This window comes from Streptacidiphilus sp. P02-A3a (assembly GCF_014084105.1).
GTDB lineage: Bacteria > Actinomycetota > Actinomycetes > Streptomycetales > Streptomycetaceae > Streptacidiphilus.
Window position 1 is genome coordinate 4,888,747 of sequence record NZ_CP048289.1, and the last position, 16,443, is coordinate 4,905,189.

Here is a 16,443-nt window from a genome sequence, read left to right on the forward strand (position 1 = left end):
CGCCACACTTCGCGGATGGACACGGGTGGGTCGGGCGAGTCGGCGGAACTGGTCGAGCGGGCGCTGGCGGCCGCGCGGGTCGCCGAGGAGACCGACGACTGGGACGAGTACCGGCGCCTGCTGTGGCGGGCGGCGGCCGACGGACCGGGGTCGCTGCCGCTCGCCCTGGAGCTGATCGGTTCGCCCGATCCGGTCGACCGGGCCACCGGCTGCGACCTGCTGGGCAACACCAGCGACCAGAACGAGGCGGTGCGCGGGCGGGCGGCCGCCGCGCTGGTGGGGCTCGCGCGGCGGGAGAGCGAGAGCTGCGTCCTGTGCTCCCTGGCGGGCGCGATCGAGCGGACGTACGACCAACGCGCCGTCCCGGTGCTCGTGGAACTCGCCGCGCACCCCGACGCCGGGGTCCGCCGTCAGGTGGCCGGCTCCTTCGCGGGGGTGGCCACCGGCCTGCCGGACGGGCCGGACATCCGCGCGCTCATCGCCCTGACCCGCGACCGGGACCCGGAGGTCCGCGACTGGGCGACGTTCACGCTGGGCTTCCAGAGCGAGGTCGACAGCCGGGCGATCCGGGCCGCGCTGTGGGAGCGGACCACCGACGCCCATCCGGACGCCCGCGAGGAGGGCATCCACGGGCTCGCCCGGCGACACGACCCGCGCGCGGTCCCGCTGCTGGTGGAACTGCTCGCCGCCCCCGAGGGCGCGCACGTCCTGACGTTCAGCGCGGCGCAGATCATGGGCGTGCCCGAACTGCTGCCGGCCCTGCTGGAGTACGAGCCCGACGACGTCGGCGTGACCGCCGCCGTGCGCTCCTGCGATCCGCTGCGGCGGGCCCGGTTGGACAGCTCGGCCTGGGACCTGGTCCTGACGCTCCACCGCCTGCGCCCCGACCTGGACGCCTCACTCTCCATGGCGGTGTTCGACCACGGGATGACCCTGGGCCTGGACGGCGCCCGCGACTGCGGCGGCTACGACGTCGCCGGTCTGCTCGAACGCGCGCACGGCGATCCCGCCCGCGCCGCCGAGCTGGTCGCCTCCGACCTGCCGCCGGTGGACAGCGCTACAGCAGGACGAGCAGCTTGGTGCCGGGCACCAGCGTGCGGTTGACCGAGGTCGACTGGACGAACTCGTCGACCACGCGGACGAGTTGCTTCTCGTGCTGGCGCATCGAACCGGACTTGCCGACCACCAGCGAGACGTGGTTGACCTTGTGCTTGATCCTGTTCGCGGACATGGCTCCACCCCGTTTCCCCACGCCTGTCGGCGCCTTTCCGGCGTCCCCTCCAGCGTTGTCACCACCCTGGGACGGGGTACTGACAACGCGTCCGACCTGGGCCCGGGGCCGGTGGGCGGGCGGTCGGCGTCGGCGCCCGCGTGGCCGTCACCCCGACGGCGGAACGGGTCGAGCGTGCACAGCCGTGCCCAGGCTCCGGTATCGCCGCCCGGGTACCGGCGCCGCGGTCGCCGGTCTGCGGTTGCCCCCGTCCCGGTGTCGGGTGAAGCTGTCCGAGGACGGGGCCCGACCAGGAGCGACCACGGACGGATCAGGCATGGACCACGCTTCCGGTGTCACCGTGGTCCTCACCGCGGCCGACCACGCGGTCGCCTCCTGGATGCTGCTGGCCTTCGTCGTCACCTTCGTGCTCACCCGGCTGATCACCCGTCTGATCCGCGCGGGCCGGGGCCCCTTCGGCAACGTCGAGGTCGGCGGGACCCATGTGCACCACGAGGTGTACGGGATCATGGCGATGCTGGTCTCCGGGGCGGTCGAGTTCGCCTACCGGCCGCAGACGCCGGGCGCGCAGATCCTCGGCGCGCTGTTCGGGGCCGGTGCGGCGCTGACGCTGGACGAGTTCGCGCTCTGGCTGCACCTGGAGGACGTCTACTGGGCGCGCGAGGGCCGCAAGTCCGTTGACGCGGTGTTCGTCGCGGCCGCCGCCGGGCTCTTCCTGCTGATCGGCGGCAACCCGTTCAGCAACCCGGACGGCGAGAGCCACCTGGCCTTCGGTATCGCCCTCGGCGTCAACCTGCTGCTGTGCCTGGGCGCGATCCTCAAGGGCAAGACCACTGTCGGGATCGTCGGCCTGTTCGTGCCGTTCCTGGCCCTGATCGGCTGCCTGCGGCTGGCCAAGCCGCACTCCCCCTGGGCCCGCTGGCGCTACCGCCCCGACTCCCGCGGCGCCCGCCGCGCGGCGCGCCGCTACCCGCCCGGACGCCGCACCCGGCTCGACTCCCTCAAGGACTTCCTCGGCGGCACCCCGCAGGACCCCCACTGACCGGTCGCGCGCGTCCGCCGTATGGTGGATCGGCCATGCGGAATTCCGAGGGGTGGTGGGCGGCGGTGCCGGGCCGGAACCCTACGCATCGGTACTGCCCGGAGCGCGCGGCGATGTAGCATCCACTATCTAGATAAGGTTCCTTACTTTCACTGAGGGGATTCGTGATGGCGCACTCGTCGCGCACCGGCACCGCGGCCACCAGCGGTTCGATGTCCGGTACGCAGAGTGTGGAGCGGGCGCTCTCCCTGCTGGAGTACTTCTCCGAGGAGCAGCCGGAGCGCCGGATCGCGGAACTGGTCGAGCTCAGCGGCCTGGGGCAGTCGACGGTCTCGCGGCTGGTCGCCACCTTGGAGTCGTTCGGCTACCTGTTCCGGGACCCGCGCAGCGGCCTGCACCGGATCGGCCCGAAGGTGGTGACCCTGGCCGGGGTGGCCCTGAACCAGTCGCCGGTGCACCGGGCGGCGCGGCAGGTGGCGCAGAACCTGGCCCATGAGGTGGAGCTGGGTGTCAACGTCGCCGAGCGCCATGGCAGCGAGATGTTCTACCTGTGCCATTTCGAGGGGCCGCTGGCGCCGCGGAACTTCACGCTCACCGGTCGGACCGCGCCGCTGCACGCGACCGGGATGGGCAAGGCGCTGCTGTCGGGGCTGTCCCCGGAGCAGGTGCGCGAGGCGGTGGGTGACAGCTATCCGGCGTACACGCCGCGGACGGTGGTCTCGCTGGACCGGCTGCTGCAGGAGTTGGAGCAGGTGCGGGCGAGCGGCTATGCCACCGAGGTCGAGGAGTTGGCGTTCGGCCGGGCGTGTGTGGCGGCGCCGGTGCGCGACCGGTCCGGGGCGGTGACCGCCGCGCTGTCGGTCTCCGGCTCGCTGTCGGCGCTGGATCTGGACAACCGGCAGGGCGCGCTGGCCGACAAGGTCATCGAGACCGCCGACCAGATCTCGATCAGCCTCGGTTTCATGGGGCCCTCGGCGCACCGGTTCGGCTAGCGGGCGCGGGCGGGCGCGGCGGGGGTCTCCCGCCGCGCCCGCCCGCCGGGGAGGGGTCAGCCGAGTGCGTCGGCCTTCAGCCGAGTGCGTCGACCTGGAGGCCGGAGACGCCGAAGGCCTGGTTGTAGCCCTTGACGCCGATGCTGCCGATCATGAAGGAGGTGTCGGTGGCGGACAGTACCCGGGTGCCGTTGACGTAGCCGGTGACGGTGTCGTCGTCGGTCACCAGGGTGAGGTCGTAGGGGGTGCCGGTGGTGATCGCCAGGGGGGCCTGGGCGAGGGTGGTCACGGTGGCGCCGGTGCCGGTCGGGTCGAGCTTCTTGACCAGGGAGACCTGCTGGGTGGTGGGGTTCAGTTCCAGGTAGTAGTAGTTCTCGTCGTTCTGGTAGCGGGCGAGCAGGCCCGCTCCGTCGCCGGTGGAGTCGAGGGTGACCGTGGCCTCGACGCTGCCGTTGCTCCAGTTGGGCACGTAGGGAAGGTTGTTGGCGGTCGGGCCCAGGCCGTAGGAGGAGACCGCGTCACCGCTGGTCGAGGAGACGCCGTAGCTCTGCGTGCCGCCGCTGGTGGTGACCGCCCACCGGCCGACGCCGTTGGTGACCCATTCGTCGGCGTTGTCGCCGAGGTCCGGGGTGACGCTGGGGCTGTCGGCGGGCAGCGAGGAGGCGGTCGGGGTGGTCGCCGGGGTGGTGCCGCCGGGGGCGTAGTAGGCGACCCAGTCCACGTCGAAGGTGCCGTAGCTGTGGCCGACCGGCTGGGTGCTGTCGAGGTCGGCGGCGTTGGTCGGGATGGCGGTCAGCCACAGGGTCATCGGGCTGTTGGGCAGTGAGGTGTTGGGCAGCGGGTTGCCGACCTGTAGGCCGTCGAGGTAGTAGGTGAGCGAGGAGGCGGTGTAGAGCAGGCCGAAGGTGTGCCAGCCGCCGAGCGGGTTGGTGCCGGCGGCCGTGGGCTGCCACTTGACCCGGGCGGAGTGCGACAGTTCCACGTCGCTGCCCTGCGGGTCGGCGTCCCAGGTCAGGTCGCCGCCGTCCAGGTAGGTGGTCTTGACGCCGCCCACGGTGGTCGGCTGGTTCTCGAAGACGTCGAGTTCGGTGAAGTCGGTGTTGTCGAAGGCGGCCTGGGCCTGGCCGCCGTCCCAGATCTGGGTCCAGAAGGCGGGGTGCCAGCCGGGCAGGCCGCTGGGGACGAAGGCGCGGACCTCGTAGTAGCCGTAGCCGTAGTACTGCTTGCTGGAGATGCCCCCGCCGCGGTAGCCGTCCAGGCCGGTCGAGGTGCTCACCCGCTCCATGTTGACGTGCAGTTCGCCGCCGGAGACGGTGACGTTGGAGTCGTTGGACTGGGAGGTCTGCCGGTAGTTCCAGACGCTGGTGTCCAGCGACGGGCCGTCGAAGTTGTCCACGAACACCGGCGAGTAGCCGGCCGGGGGGTAGGAGTCGGTGGGCGGGTCCGCCTGGGCGGCGGTGACGCCGGGACCGGCGACGCTGAGCAGGCTCATGATCGCCATGAGGCCGACCAGTGCGGTGAGGAGCCTGCGGAGCGGGCGCGGCGCGGGTCTGGTTCCGGGTGACGGCGTCTGTGGCTGCATCTGTGACTGCCTTTCGGGGGTGGCCGATGTGGCCCATATAGTGGCTTGCGCATCCACCCATCGCAAGAGGCATGCGGAAATTCTCCGGCAATCTCCGCGTCATCCGCGCCGCGATCACACGTATGTGCTGTTCAGGGCGTACGACTGGGCCTAGTGTGGGCGAGCCGGACGGCCGTCCACCGCTGGGGAGTTCGTCGACCGCGGCCGGAGCGGGCTCACCATCCGGGTCCTGACCTGGCGTTCCATGCCCCCGGACGACGCCGGGGCATGGACATGACCGGGAGTGGCATGGAGATGTCATCCATTTACTAGATATGACATCCGCGATATGGTTCCATGTCATCACAGTGTGAGGAGTTCATATGTCGGTCACCACCGAACCCACACCCGCGCGGACCGCGCCCCGCACCGTCCGTCCCCAGCGGCGGCGCGGGACGCTGGGGGCGCGGGACCGCACCTTCGGGTTCATGCTCGCGGCGCCCGCCGTCGCGCTCTTCCTCGTCGTGGCCGTCTATCCGCTGGTGGCCAGCTTCGGCACCAGTCTCTACCACCAGTCCCTGATCTACCCGGGGCGGACCTTCGCCGGGCTGGGGAACTACGCGGCGGTGTGGCCCGACTTCCTCGACCGGCTGGGCACCACGCTGGAGTTCTCCGTGCTGTCGACGGTGTGCCCGCTGCTGATCGGGGTGGCGCTGGCGGTGCTGCTCAACGCCCGGCTGCGCGGGCGCACCGTGCTGCGCGGCGTGCTGATGCTGCCGTGGCTGCTGCCGGGCGTGGTGGTGTCCTTCCTGTGGGCGTGGATCTTCAACGACAGCTACGGGGTGGTCAACCACGTCCTGTCGCAGCTGCACCTGCCGCAGGTGAACTTCCTCGGCCGGCCCTCGACGGCGATGGCGGCCGTGGTCATCGCCAAGACCTGGAACTCCTTTCCCTGGGTGATGGTGGTGGTCCTGGCCGTCCTGCAGACCCTGCCGCGCGAGCAGTTGGAGGCCGCCGCCCTCGACGGGGCCACCCGCCGCCAGCGGTTCCGGCACGTGTCGCTGCCGCACCTGCTCGGTCCGGTGGCGCTCATCTCGACGCTTGAGTTCATCTACAACTTCGGCTCGTTCGACATGATCTTCGTGATGACCGGCGGCGGCCCCGGCACCTCGACCATGACCCTCGCGGTCACCCTCTACCAGTACGCGTTCACCGACTTCGACCTCGGCAGGGCCGCCGCCATGGGAGTGCTGTGGCTGGGCGTGCTGTCCGTCGTGTGCGGGGCGTACTTCGTGCTCAACAAGAAGCTGGAGTCGTGACCATGGCCCTGCTCACGTTCACCCGGACCCGGCGGCGGTCGCGCGACGTCGGCGAGGGGATCACCAACCCCTCCCTCAGGCTCGCCGGGAAGACCGGCCTGACGGTGCTGGCGCTGTTCGGGCTGCTGCCGGTGTACTGGCTGGTCGCCACCGCCTTCACGCCCCGCCAGGACGTCTTCTCGGTCGACCGGCCCTACCTGCCGCTGGACCCGACGCTGGCCAACTTCCGTGAGTTCTTCGACAATTCGACGCTGCTGAAGGACCTCGGCAACTCGGTCGTGGTCTCGGCCGGAACCGCGCTGATATCGGTCGTGGTGTCCGGGCTGATGGCCTACTCGCTGTCGAAGTTCCGCTACCGCGGCCGCAACACGCTCATGGTCATGTTCCTGGTCGGGCAGTTGGTGCCGGGGGCGCTGCTCCTGGTCACGCTCTACCTCATGTTCAACTCCGCGGGGCTGCTCTACACCTACACGGCCGTGATCCTGGCCTTCACCACGTTCACGCTGCCGCTGTCGGTCTTCCTGCTCAAGGGCATCATCGACGCGCTGCCGGACGAGATCCTGGAAGCCGCGAAGATGGACGGGCTCTCCAACACGGCCATCCTGTTCCGGATCGTCTTCCCGCTGATCGTGCCGGGCCTGATCACCACCGCGATGTTCGCCTTCATGCGCGCCTGGAGCGACCTGCTGTTCGCGCTCACCATCGCCGGTCCGGACAAGCAGACCCTGACCGTCGGCATGACCACGGCCTTCATCCACGACGGCGCCGCCGACTGGCCCGGCCTGATGGCCGCCTCGGTGCTGACCTCGCTGCCGCTGGCAGTGATCTTCGTGCTCCTCCAGCGCTACTTCGTCTCCGGCCTCGCCGCCGGTGCGGTCAAGGGCTGACCCCTCCCCACTCCCCCACCCTCACCCTCACTCCCCAGGAGCTGATATGACTGGCACCACCCCACTGACCGGCCGCGCCGTCTCCCGCAGAGGCCTGCTCGCGGGCTTCGGCGTCCTCGGCACCCTCGGCGCGCTCAGCCTCGCCGGGTGCGCGACCTCCGCCCCCGGCGGCTCGGCCAAGGGCGCCGCGACCGACACCGAGTCCATCAACTTCTACGGCAACGCCCTGGGCGAGGACGCGCAGAAGGCCGCCTGGCAGGCCGTCATCGACGGCTGGCAGCGGCAGACCGGCAAGAAGATCAAGCCGGTGGTCTTCCCCTACGACCAGGCATCGACCCAGCTCGCGCTGGCGGCCAAGACCGGCGACTTCGACGGCGTCGGCCAGGGACCGTGGCAGGTGCTGGTCCCCACCGGCATCCTCGCCGACGTCTCCGACCTGGCCGCCACCATGGACCTGCCCGGCACCTCCGTCGACTCCTTCCGGATCAACGGCAAGCTGTACTTCATCCCGATCAACGCCTCCGGCATCGGCCTGGTCTGCGACGGCCGGATCGCCGACGAGGTCGGCCTGAGCGACAGCATGACCGTCGAGGACTTCGCCACCGCCCTGGAGAAGATCAAGAAGCAGGACCCCAAGGTGATCCCCTACGCGGCGGTCACCGAGAACCCCGACCTGAAGGACGCCGTCCACTGGATGTGGGGCTGGGGCAGCCCGGTGGTCACCGACAGCCTGCGGTGCACCATCGGCGACGCGCCCAGCGTCGCGGCGATCACCTGGTACAAGGGCCTGCAGGACGCCGGGCTGACCAAGGCCGGGGTCAACCGCAGCGACGCCCGGATCCTGTTCGCCCAGGGCCAGACCGCCATGTACGACGACGCGCCGCTGGCGGACAGCTTCGTGCGGACCAACGGCGGCAGCGCCGCCCTGCAGGCCGCGATCCGGCCGCTGCGGCGACCCGCCTACCGCACCGTCCCGTCCGCCAACCGCTTCTGGGGCAGCGGGCTGTTCTGCAGCGCCGGTGAGGGCGAGCAGACCAGCAAGGACTTCATCAACTACGTCGCCACCAACGTCTCCGCGGCCACCGCCCTGTACCAGGAGTCCTCGCTGGCCCCCGCCGACGCGAAGGTCGCCGCCCAGGTCCCGGGGCTGAACAAGGACGCCTTCCAGAGCGCCTTCCGCACCGCCGTCGCCGACCACTCCCGGGCCTCCGCCTGGGACGCGCTGGCCAGTTCGGCCGAGATCGACACCGCCATAGGCCAGGGCGTCGCCGGCATCCTGGCCGGTCAGAGCGGCGTCCAGAGCGGCCTCAACGCCCTGCGCAAGACCGTCCAGGGCATCCTCGCCCAGAACAGCTGAGCCGCGCCCGGCAACCCGCCGCGGCGCGAACCGACCACCGAAACCGAATGGAGGATCATGGCAACCGAGTCCAGCGCCGGTACCCAGGCGGTCGAGCGCGCCATGTCGCTGCTGGTCTGCTTCTCCGACGAGCACAGCGAGCTGCGGACCTCGGAGCTGTCCGCGCGCACGGGGCTCGGCCAGTCCACGGTCTCGCGGATGATCTCCTCGCTGGAACGGCTGGGCTTCGTCACGCAGGACACCCGCACCGGCCTGTACCGGCTGGGGCCCACCGCCGTGACGCTCGGCTCGGTCGCGCTCAACAGCTCGTTCCTCTTCCGCGGCGCCCGGCAGATCGCACAGAACCTGGCCCACGCGACCGGACTCGGCGTGAACCTCGCCGAGTTCCGCGACGACCAGCTCTTCTACCTGTGCAACTTCGAGGGCGCGAAGTCCCCCAAGTCGTTCACCATGGCCGGGCGCACCGCCCCGCTGCACGTGACCGGCATGGGCAAGGCCATCCTCGCCGAGCTGGGCCCGCAGTACCTCCGGGCCTACTACGCCAAGGGCCTGGGCCACGCCTACACCCCGCACACCATCACCGATCCGGACCGCATGGAGGCGGCACTGGCCGAGGTCCGCAGCCGCGGCTACGCCACCGAGGTCGAGGAACTGGCGTTCGGCCGGGCCTGTCTGGCCGCCCCGATCCGCGGGCGCAGCGGCGAGGTGGGGGCCGCGCTCTCGCTCAACGGCCCGCTGTCGGAGCTCGACCTGCCGGTACGTCGGCAGGAGTTGGCGCTGATGGTGATCGAGGCGGCCGACGAGCTGTCGGCCGCGCTCGGCTTCTCGGTCACCCGGGCCCCGCGGCCGCGGGCGCCGCTGACGTGGTAGCCGCCGCAGCGCCCGCCCGGCCGGTGCGCGCCCCGCTGCCGCGGGCGCTGCTCGGGGAGGGCCCGCGTTACGACGCCGCCTCCGGGACGCTGAGCTGGGTGGACCTGGTCGCCGGACAGCTGTGGCTGGCGCCGGTGCGCCCCGGCGCCCCGCTGGACGCCTGGATCGGGCGGCCGGTGCTGCTGGCCGAGTTCCCGCGGCAGGTCAGCTGCGCGGTCCGGGTCAGGGGCGGGGACGGCTGGCTGCTGGCGGTCGGCGGGACGGTGGTGCACTGGCACCCGGACCGCGATCCGGCCGTACTGGCCGAGTTGGAGCCGGACCCGGAGCACAGCTGCCTCAACGACGGCGCGGTGGACCCGCGGGGCCGGTTCTGGATCGGCTCGATGGGTGTCCGGCGCCCGCTGGGGCCGTGGGGCCGGCTGCACCTGCTGCGGCCCGGGCACCCCGGCGACGGCGGGCGCGCGGGCAGCCGGGTGCTGCTGGAGGGGATGCTGGCGGCCAACGGCATCGGCTGGAGCCCGGACGGGGCGACGACCTACGTGGTCGACAGCGGCCTGCGGCTGATCCACCGGCTGCGTACCGGTGCCCGCGGGCCGCTGGCGGCGGCCGGGCCGCCGCTGGCGGTCCCGGACGGGGTGCCGGACGGGATCGCCGTCGACGGCGCGGGCTGCCTGTGGGTCGCGCTGTGGGACGGCGGCTGCGTCGTGCGGCTGGGTCCGCGGGGGGAACTGCTGCGGCGGATCGAGCTGCCCTGCTCGCGTCCGGCGGCGTGCGCGCTGGTCGGCTCCCGGCTGGTGGTGACCACGGCTTCGGTGCCCGGGGAACCGGGCTCCGGCTGGACCTACGCGGTGGACGTCGGGTCCGGCGGCCCCGCAGCGCCGCGGGCGCTCCTGCGGCCGTGAGGCGCTGCGGCGTTCGGGGTCGAGGAGCATTCGAGCAGCCATTGACGGTAGCGAAGGTTCCGCTTCTGGGGAGCCAGGGCCACCCGGGCTGGTAGCACGGCGGCGCGGGGACGTCTCGGTCATCAAGCGGTACACCGAGCGGGAGAAGACGCCGTACGAGCACTCCTGGGAGATCCGCGACGCCTACGGCTACCACCTGTACGACGAGCAGGTGTGGGCGCGGCAGTTCCGCCATGCGGTGGCCTGGCTGCGGCGGCACCTGGTGTGCGTGCTGGACCACCTGTTCAAGGCGCTGAACAACCGGGACGTGTTCGCCTCTCCCTCGCAGCGCTGGTCGGACCCCCGCGCGCGGCTGCTGGACGGCAAGCGACAATCTCCCGGGCGTCGACACATTCCGTGGCAGGCTGGGGGCATGGCGCTCCTCGACGATCAAGAACTGAGCACCGCGATTCAGGATGCGGACTCATCGGCATGGTCTGTCCGCGGGGCGGCTGGGCGGCAGCTCGCGGGTTCGGACAAGATCGAGGAAGTGGCGGACGTCATCCACCGTCTTGTCCTGGACGCCCAGGACACCTGGGTCATCCAGGAAACAGCCGAGGCATTGCTCGAACGCAAAGACACCATCGGCCTGCGCTATGTCCGCGGACCGGCTGATCGAGCAGTACCGAGAGCTGGCAACGGACCCCGACGCCGGGGTCCGCAGCGAAGCCCAACAGATCCTGGCGAAGCTGCGGCCTCGCGAGGAATGGGCGCGCGACTCAGAGGCCGACTCCTGACTCTCGGTTGACCAGGATCGGCTGGGGCCGCGCGAAACCGGAACCCGGGGCCGCCTCAAGCCGGAACACTGGCTCTCTGCACGACCACACGGGGCCACCTGGAACCGGAAAAGTGGGGCCCGTTCAGACCGTCAATGCCAGATCCCGAAGCACGCAGCCGGCTGGCCTTGAAGAGGCCGGCCCTGACCAGCGTGACCAACCTTCGATGACACAGTGTGCCGGGACGTGATACGTGACACCAGCAGGGAACAGCGACCTGGGCGTTCGGGGCGGACGGGACAAGACAGCTGTCACCGGCTGGCCAAGATTGCTGGCACCAACGAGGAATTGCCGAGCTTGTCGGCACCCGACTGCCGCCTACGCGTTGGCCAGCCACTCGGCTTGCTTGCGTCCGAACCACGCCACGGCCTCATCGGTGAGCTGCGCAAGGCCGTGGGCCGCGGCATCGAGCCGGTAGTCAGCGCGTTCCACGGGTGCGAGAAAATGACTGAGGGTACTACTGCAGACCGAACCGCATCGTAGGCCGGAGCCGTCGATCTGAGCGCCGAGGGTCACGCCGACCCATCCCGGCTTCTCCAATGACGGCAGGTCAACCCAGATGAGCACGCCGTCGTCGTCGCCGTCGCTTTGACCCGGGCCGCCATAGATCGTGAATTTGTCGTCGGCTGGCAGGCTCGGCAGCGGCCACTGTGCCGCCAGCGCGGCCAGCCGCTCGCCGATCGGCCGCCAGCGCTCGCCGAACTCCCAGTCCGCCAGATACTCGTCGAAGATCCCCACCTGGTCATCTAAGCACTCCAGGCGCCAGCGAGCGGACGGGTTCCCGGCGCGACCGATACGGTGCTGCCGCGGATCGGTGACGGCAATCCCGGCCAGGTGACGACTATCGCGTCCCGGCATACACAGGCGAGCGTCGGTCAAGGTTCGATGGCACGCGCTCAACCTTCGATGGCGCAGAACAGGCTGAGTCGACTCGCGGGCGGGATCGGCGGCGGGCCGGCGGGGTCAGTGGTGGCCGGAGAAGATCTCGCGGGCCTCGCGGACGGCGTAGAACAGCACCACGTACCCGACGAGCGGGTCTGCCCACCAGAGGCCGAACAGGGAGTTGAGCACCAGACCGAGCAGGACGGCGGCGGCCAGCACGCCGTCGATGAAGGTGACCTTGCCCTCGGTCTTCAGCACCGCGTTCTCCAGTGCAGCACCTGTGCGGGCCTTGCCCGCAGCCAGGGCGAACATCACCGCCGCGGTGACCGCGGTCCACACAATGCCCAGCGGCGAGTGGCGCGGGTGGAAGCCGACGGCCAGCACCACGGTGGACTGCACCGCGAGGTACACGGCCAGCAGCGCGAACGCCCCGCCGATCAGCCGAAGGGCCCGGCGCTGCCGATCCTCACCGGTCCCCGACAGCTCCCAGATCACCACAGTCGAGGCGCCGATCTCGATCAGCGAGTCCAGGCCGAAGCCGGCCAGCGCCACCGAGCGGGCGGCAATCGCGGCCACGGCCAGCACCACGATGCCGACCACGTTCCAGGCCAGCGTGGCGTACTCCAGGGCGAAGCCCCGGCGGAGCAAGGAGGCACGGCTGGTCTCGTTCGAGGTGTTCACCCCGGAAGCCTCCCAGGCCCACACGATCAACCACAGCGGAGGGCCACAGAAGCGGAACCTTCGCTACCGCCAATGGCTGCTCGAATGTTCCTCGACCCCGGCGAGGCCCGTGAGTTCAGCAAAACTGAGGGAACTTCAGCGGGGACCCACGGGTCGGATGCTGTGCTCACCGCAGGCGCAAACTCCGGTTTACACCGAACCCAGGGGAACGGATCTGGAGTCGGTGGTGCGGGGGCCAGTGTGGCGGGAGCGGAGTGACCTGGCAGTGCGTCTCAAAGCTTGGGCAGAGGAACGTCCCTGCGCCAGAAGGTGGGAAGCCACCAGCACAACACGGAGTAGTCGTCAGGCCAGGGTTCAGGCGCGTTCCCGTGCTCGAACGAGTCGCGTAGCAGGTCGATCGGGCGCCACTGGGGGTCGATGAACTCATCGAGCCGGGGTTGTCGGCAGTGCTGTCTGCCGTTTTCGTCGCAGGCTCCGAAGGCGCGGTAGTTCCGTTGGGCCTGGACCAGCGAGGTGCTGTTGGCCCCGCTCGGCATGGTCGGCCATCGCATCTGGGTCAGGTCGTCTTCCCAGAAGCAGATCGGGCAGATGTCCCAGGAGCCGAATGACTCCAGGACCAAGTGCCCGCAGCATGGGCAGGGGAAGCATGGAGTCGTCCGGTCAGCATGGGCGGTGTTGTCCTGCGGTGTACTGGCTGCGTCTTCGGTTGGGGGCACTTGCAAATGATCGCTTCATGCTGCCGTCCGGTCGAGCGGGTTTCACGGTTGGAACTGCTGCTCGGCCGCCTGCTCCAGGAGCGCCCGTGCGGAGTCGGCATAGCGCATGGCGGTGGTCTCGTGGAGGCCGAATACTTCGGCGAGGTGGAGCGGGTCGGGACCCTGGACGAGTGCTTCTTCGAGCTGCCGGTCGACGCGGAGTCTTTCGAGGGTCGCGTCCTGTCCTCGCATGGCCGCGCTGATCCAGTGGTTGCTGGCGCGGGCGGTGCCCGTCGCGGTCTGCTGGTTGATCAGCAGGTGGAGGTTGGCGGTGTTGGGCCACCGCTTCCTGCGGTGGTCGAGCCAGTCCAGCAGCAGGGTGAGGGTGAGGTCGTCGAGAGGGCGGACGCGGCCGGCGATGATCACCCGGCGGTTGCCGGGGTCGGTGTCGTCGAGCGTGAGGGTGGCGATCTGGGCGACGCGGGCGGCATGGACGGCGGCGAGGGCGAGGATGAGTCGGGTGGCCGGGGTGGTGGCTGCGGCGACGGCGCGGTCGATCTGGTCGGCGGCCAGGGGTTGGAGGACTCCGGACTCGTAGCGGCCGACCTTGATTCGGCTGGTCGGGTTGCGGAAGACCAGGCCGGACCGTTTGGCCCACGCGAACAGCGACCGCAGGGCGACGAGCTGGTCGTGGCGCTGGCGGCCATGCAGCGTCTTAACGTGGGCGAGCACGTCGTCGCGAGTCACTTCCCGCAGGTGGTCGTAGTGTTCGGACCAGTCCACCAGGGCTGGGCGGACCCGGTTGAGGTAGAGCCAGACGGTTCCCTCCCGGCGCGGGAGACTGCGGGGGCCGCCGTCGCGCAAGGTACGGGTCCACCGTTCGGCCTCTGAACGGATTCCGGGGGCCAGGCCGTCCAGGCGTTCGGCGAGCCAGCCCTCGAAGGACGGCTCGCTGTCGTCCAGGAAGATCCCCATCTCCTGCAGGACCGTCACGACGTGCCCGACACCCAGGTCAAGGGCGCGGAGCGGTTCGAAGATCTCGCTGTGCCTGATGACGTCGCCGTCGACATAGCCGGTGAGCACGAGGGCCAGGCCGCGGTTGACGGCGAAGCCTATGTTTCGTCCCCAGCCCCGGGCCTCGGCGAGCTGGTGGGCGAGGTACTTCGCCCAGGCCAGCCAGGGACTGGCCAGGTCGCTGTCGGCGGGGTCGAGACGACGGTAGTCCCGCGCCATCTGCCCGAACAGCGGCGGCTGGCTCCAGCGAGGGGCCGGCCGCCGGGCCGGTGCGGGCGGCGGCTTGGGAAGCGATCCCCGCGGGCCGCCGCGGCGTGGAACGTCGGGTGCCGAGCCCCTGCGGTAGTGCAGGCCCATGAAGAACAGCTGGTGGTGACCGACGTCGGCAAGCCGGTCCCGGATCAGCGCCTGGGCCGCCGGCTGGCCCGATGCGGTCTTGGCGCTGAGGCGGGCCTGGCACCAGCACAGGCGGCAGTAGTACCACTTCAGCGGCTGCTGCCGCTCGCACCCGATGCAGGCGGCGGCCGTGCGGGTGCGGCTGAACATGTAGCAGGCCGGGCAGAGACGGCCGCTGAACTCGCCCCAGGCCAGACAGCCCTCGCAGGAACCGGTGGGCGTGCGGTAGCCCCGGGGATACCTACTCATGCCGGCGGCAGCGAACGGCCGTCGCGCCGCTTGGGCACCACGGCCGCCGGCGAGACGGCCGCCGCGGCTGCCGCGGCTGCCGCGCGCAGGTTCTCCTGCTGTCCGGGGCGGACGACCTTCTCGGGCTCGGGTGTCAGCAGGTCGCCGATCTCGCAGCCCAGGACGACGCAGATGATGTCCAGGTCCTCCAGCTTGAGTGAGATCGGCTGGCCGGACCACAATCCGGACATCTTCCCGGCGGAGATCACCAGGCCGTGCTCGGCCAGGCTCCGCTGCAGCTCGGATGCTTTCCAGATGCCCTTGTTGGCGGCGGTCAGCCGCAGGTTCCACTTCATCCCAGGAGTCCTTCCAGCCGCTTGGCGGCCCGCTGTTGTCCGGCGATCCAGGCGTCCTCGACCCTGGTCTGCTGGACGTGGATGTAGCGCATCGTGGTGGCGATCCAGGAATGTCCTAGTACCTCCTGAATTGCCACCAGGTCCAGGCCGCCGTTGTAGAGCTCGGACGCGCAGTAGTGCCGCAGGACGTGCGGCGTCAATTTCTCGCCCCAGAGGGGCAGATGGAGCATCACGGCGTCGTCCAGTCCCTTGCGCAGGGCGTCGTCGCCTACCCGGCGTGAGGAGCCGTCGGCGTTCTTGCGCTCGCTGGGGAACAGCGGGGCACCGGGGCGGGTGTGGTCGTCGTCAAACTGGCCCCAGACGTCCTCGATGAACCACCGAAGCGTCCGGTCGGCACCGTTGATCAGCGGCACCATCCGTTCGCGCGGCCCCGAACCGCGGGCACCCTTCCCGTAGCGGACGTGGAGCTTGCCGAATCGGCCCAGATCCCACTTGATGTCGTCCAAGTCGAGCTTGCACGCCTCGCTCACCCGCAGCCCGACCTGCGACATCAGCTTGGAGGCGGTGTAGTTCCTGGCGGTCGGGCCGAACTTGCGGCAGGTCGCCAGGTCGCCGCCCCAGCCGGTGAAGAGATGCGCCATCTCCGGCTCGCTCGGCGGTATCCGCAGCCGGGCGTCCTTCGCGCCGCGCGGGCGGTTCATCTCGTCGATCGGGCACTCGACCATACGGCCGGTCAGCTGGTGGATCTCGACCTTGTGCCGCAGCTCCAGGAACGTGAAGTACGTGCTCAGCGCCTGTGAGCGGGCCAGGCGGGTGCCGCTGGGCGAGCCCCGCAGCACCCGCCCGAAGTACGCGTCGGCGTCGGTCGGCTCCATGTCCCACAGCGGACGGCCGAACCACGTCCGCATCTGGTCCAGGTGGCAGACGTCGCCCTGGATAGTGCTGTCGGTCAGCCCTGCCGACGCCCGCGCCAGCACGAAGCCCGCGAGCACGTCGGTCTCGAACGCTTCCAGATCCTCAGCCGAGGCCGGCGCCCGGAGCTCACGCAGATCCCGTACAGCGGCCAGCGCCAACCCGAGCCTCCTCAGCTTCACGAGGAAAGTGGAACCATCGTGAAGACTGAGGTTACTTCATGAATCCTGAAGCTACCTCACCGGGTCGCTCGGGCCGAAAGGACATCAGAACCCCCTGGCCAGCGGGCTGGACATCCTCCAG

16 protein-coding genes and 2 pseudogenes are annotated in these 16,443 nt (G+C 70.4%); 10 read left to right on the top strand and 8 right to left on the bottom strand.

Going from position 1 to position 16,443, the window contains the following annotated elements; translation table 11 throughout:
* Positions 1–15: 15 nt before the first annotated feature.
* Positions 16–1,104, top strand: a complete 1,089-nt coding sequence (locus tag GXP74_RS21255) for a HEAT repeat domain-containing protein (RefSeq protein ID WP_182452938.1) — start codon at positions 16–18, stop codon at positions 1,102–1,104.
* Positions 1,105–1,117: 13 nt separating this feature from the next.
* On the opposite strand, the pseudogene GXP74_RS21260 reads toward GXP74_RS21255, so the two are convergent.
* Positions 1,118–1,231, bottom strand: a pseudogene (locus GXP74_RS21260) (VWA domain-containing protein); the annotation flags it as partial.
* Positions 1,232–1,547: 316 nt separating this feature from the next.
* Between GXP74_RS21260 and GXP74_RS21265 the strand changes: the two are divergent.
* Both GXP74_RS21265 and GXP74_RS21270 read left to right on the top strand, forming a co-directional pair.
* Positions 1,548–2,273, top strand: a complete 726-nt coding sequence (locus GXP74_RS21265) for a hypothetical protein (protein WP_182452939.1) — start codon at positions 1,548–1,550, stop codon at positions 2,271–2,273.
* Between the two features lie 167 nt (positions 2,274–2,440).
* Positions 2,441–3,265 carry an IclR family transcriptional regulator gene (locus GXP74_RS21270; protein WP_182452812.1) on the top strand — a complete coding sequence of 275 codons (825 nt, stop codon included), beginning with the start codon at positions 2,441–2,443 and terminating at the stop codon, positions 3,263–3,265.
* 76 nt (positions 3,266–3,341) lie between these two features.
* Here GXP74_RS21270 and GXP74_RS21275 read toward each other — a convergent pair whose 3' ends face one another.
* Positions 3,342–4,757, bottom strand: coding sequence for a family 16 glycosylhydrolase (locus GXP74_RS21275; RefSeq protein ID WP_225448089.1), 1,416 nt, complete (start codon positions 4,755–4,757; stop codon positions 3,342–3,344).
* A gap of 452 nt (positions 4,758–5,209) precedes the next feature.
* Here GXP74_RS21275 and GXP74_RS21280 point away from each other — a divergent pair, with 452 nt between their 5' ends.
* The 7 genes and pseudogenes from GXP74_RS21280 to GXP74_RS40710 all read left to right on the top strand — a co-directional run bounded on the left by GXP74_RS21280 (position 5,210) and on the right by GXP74_RS40710 (position 10,948).
* The gene (locus GXP74_RS21280; protein ID WP_182452810.1) at positions 5,210–6,145 is read left to right on the top strand and encodes a carbohydrate ABC transporter permease; all 936 of its coding nucleotides are present in this window, start codon (positions 5,210–5,212) and stop codon (positions 6,143–6,145) included.
* A 2-nt stretch (positions 6,146–6,147) separates the two neighbouring features.
* A complete protein-coding gene (locus GXP74_RS21285) occupies positions 6,148–7,032 on the top strand; it encodes a carbohydrate ABC transporter permease (protein ID WP_182452809.1) in 885 nt (294 codons plus the stop codon).
* A gap of 46 nt (positions 7,033–7,078) precedes the next feature.
* Complete coding sequence (locus tag GXP74_RS21290) at positions 7,079–8,389, top strand: ABC transporter substrate-binding protein (protein WP_182452808.1); 1,311 nt, start codon at positions 7,079–7,081, stop codon at positions 8,387–8,389.
* A gap of 57 nt (positions 8,390–8,446) precedes the next feature.
* Positions 8,447–9,259 carry an IclR family transcriptional regulator gene (locus tag GXP74_RS21295; protein ID WP_182452807.1) on the top strand — a complete coding sequence of 271 codons (813 nt, stop codon included), beginning with the start codon at positions 8,447–8,449 and terminating at the stop codon, positions 9,257–9,259.
* Positions 9,253–10,161, top strand: coding sequence for an SMP-30/gluconolactonase/LRE family protein (locus tag GXP74_RS21300; protein WP_182452806.1), 909 nt, complete (start codon positions 9,253–9,255; stop codon positions 10,159–10,161). Before GXP74_RS21295 ends, GXP74_RS21300 begins: the two co-directional genes overlap by 7 nt.
* 121 nt (positions 10,162–10,282) lie before the next feature.
* A pseudogene (locus GXP74_RS42245) lies at positions 10,283–10,393 on the top strand (hypothetical protein); the annotation flags it as partial.
* A complete protein-coding gene (locus GXP74_RS40710) occupies positions 10,373–10,948 on the top strand; it encodes a hypothetical protein (protein WP_225448769.1) in 576 nt (191 codons plus the stop codon). The pseudogene GXP74_RS42245 and the gene GXP74_RS40710, both read left to right, overlap by 21 nt.
* 346 nt (positions 10,949–11,294) lie before the next feature.
* Here GXP74_RS40710 and GXP74_RS21310 read toward each other — a convergent pair whose 3' ends face one another.
* The 6 genes from GXP74_RS21310 to GXP74_RS21335 form a co-directional block, all read right to left on the bottom strand.
* Positions 11,295–11,714, bottom strand: coding sequence for a hypothetical protein (locus GXP74_RS21310; RefSeq protein WP_182452805.1), 420 nt, complete (start codon positions 11,712–11,714; stop codon positions 11,295–11,297).
* A 225-nt stretch (positions 11,715–11,939) separates the two neighbouring features.
* On the bottom strand, positions 11,940–12,539 hold the full coding sequence (locus tag GXP74_RS21315; RefSeq protein WP_182452804.1) for a cation transporter: 600 nt from the start codon (positions 12,537–12,539) through the stop codon (positions 11,940–11,942).
* 272 nt (positions 12,540–12,811) lie between these two features.
* On the bottom strand, positions 12,812–13,255 hold the full coding sequence (locus GXP74_RS21320; RefSeq protein WP_182452803.1) for a CPCC family cysteine-rich protein: 444 nt from the start codon (positions 13,253–13,255) through the stop codon (positions 12,812–12,814).
* A 42-nt stretch (positions 13,256–13,297) separates the two neighbouring features.
* The gene (locus GXP74_RS21325; RefSeq protein ID WP_182452802.1) at positions 13,298–14,893 is read right to left on the bottom strand and encodes a hypothetical protein; all 1,596 of its coding nucleotides are present in this window, start codon (positions 14,891–14,893) and stop codon (positions 13,298–13,300) included.
* Positions 14,890–15,228, bottom strand: coding sequence for a helix-turn-helix transcriptional regulator (locus GXP74_RS21330; RefSeq protein WP_182452801.1), 339 nt, complete (start codon positions 15,226–15,228; stop codon positions 14,890–14,892). The genes GXP74_RS21325 and GXP74_RS21330 overlap by 4 nt, the downstream gene beginning before the upstream one ends.
* Positions 15,225–16,322, bottom strand: a complete 1,098-nt coding sequence (locus GXP74_RS21335; RefSeq protein ID WP_225448056.1) for a site-specific integrase — start codon at positions 16,320–16,322, stop codon at positions 15,225–15,227. The genes GXP74_RS21330 and GXP74_RS21335 overlap by 4 nt, the downstream gene beginning before the upstream one ends.
* Positions 16,323–16,443: the final 121 nt, after the last annotated feature.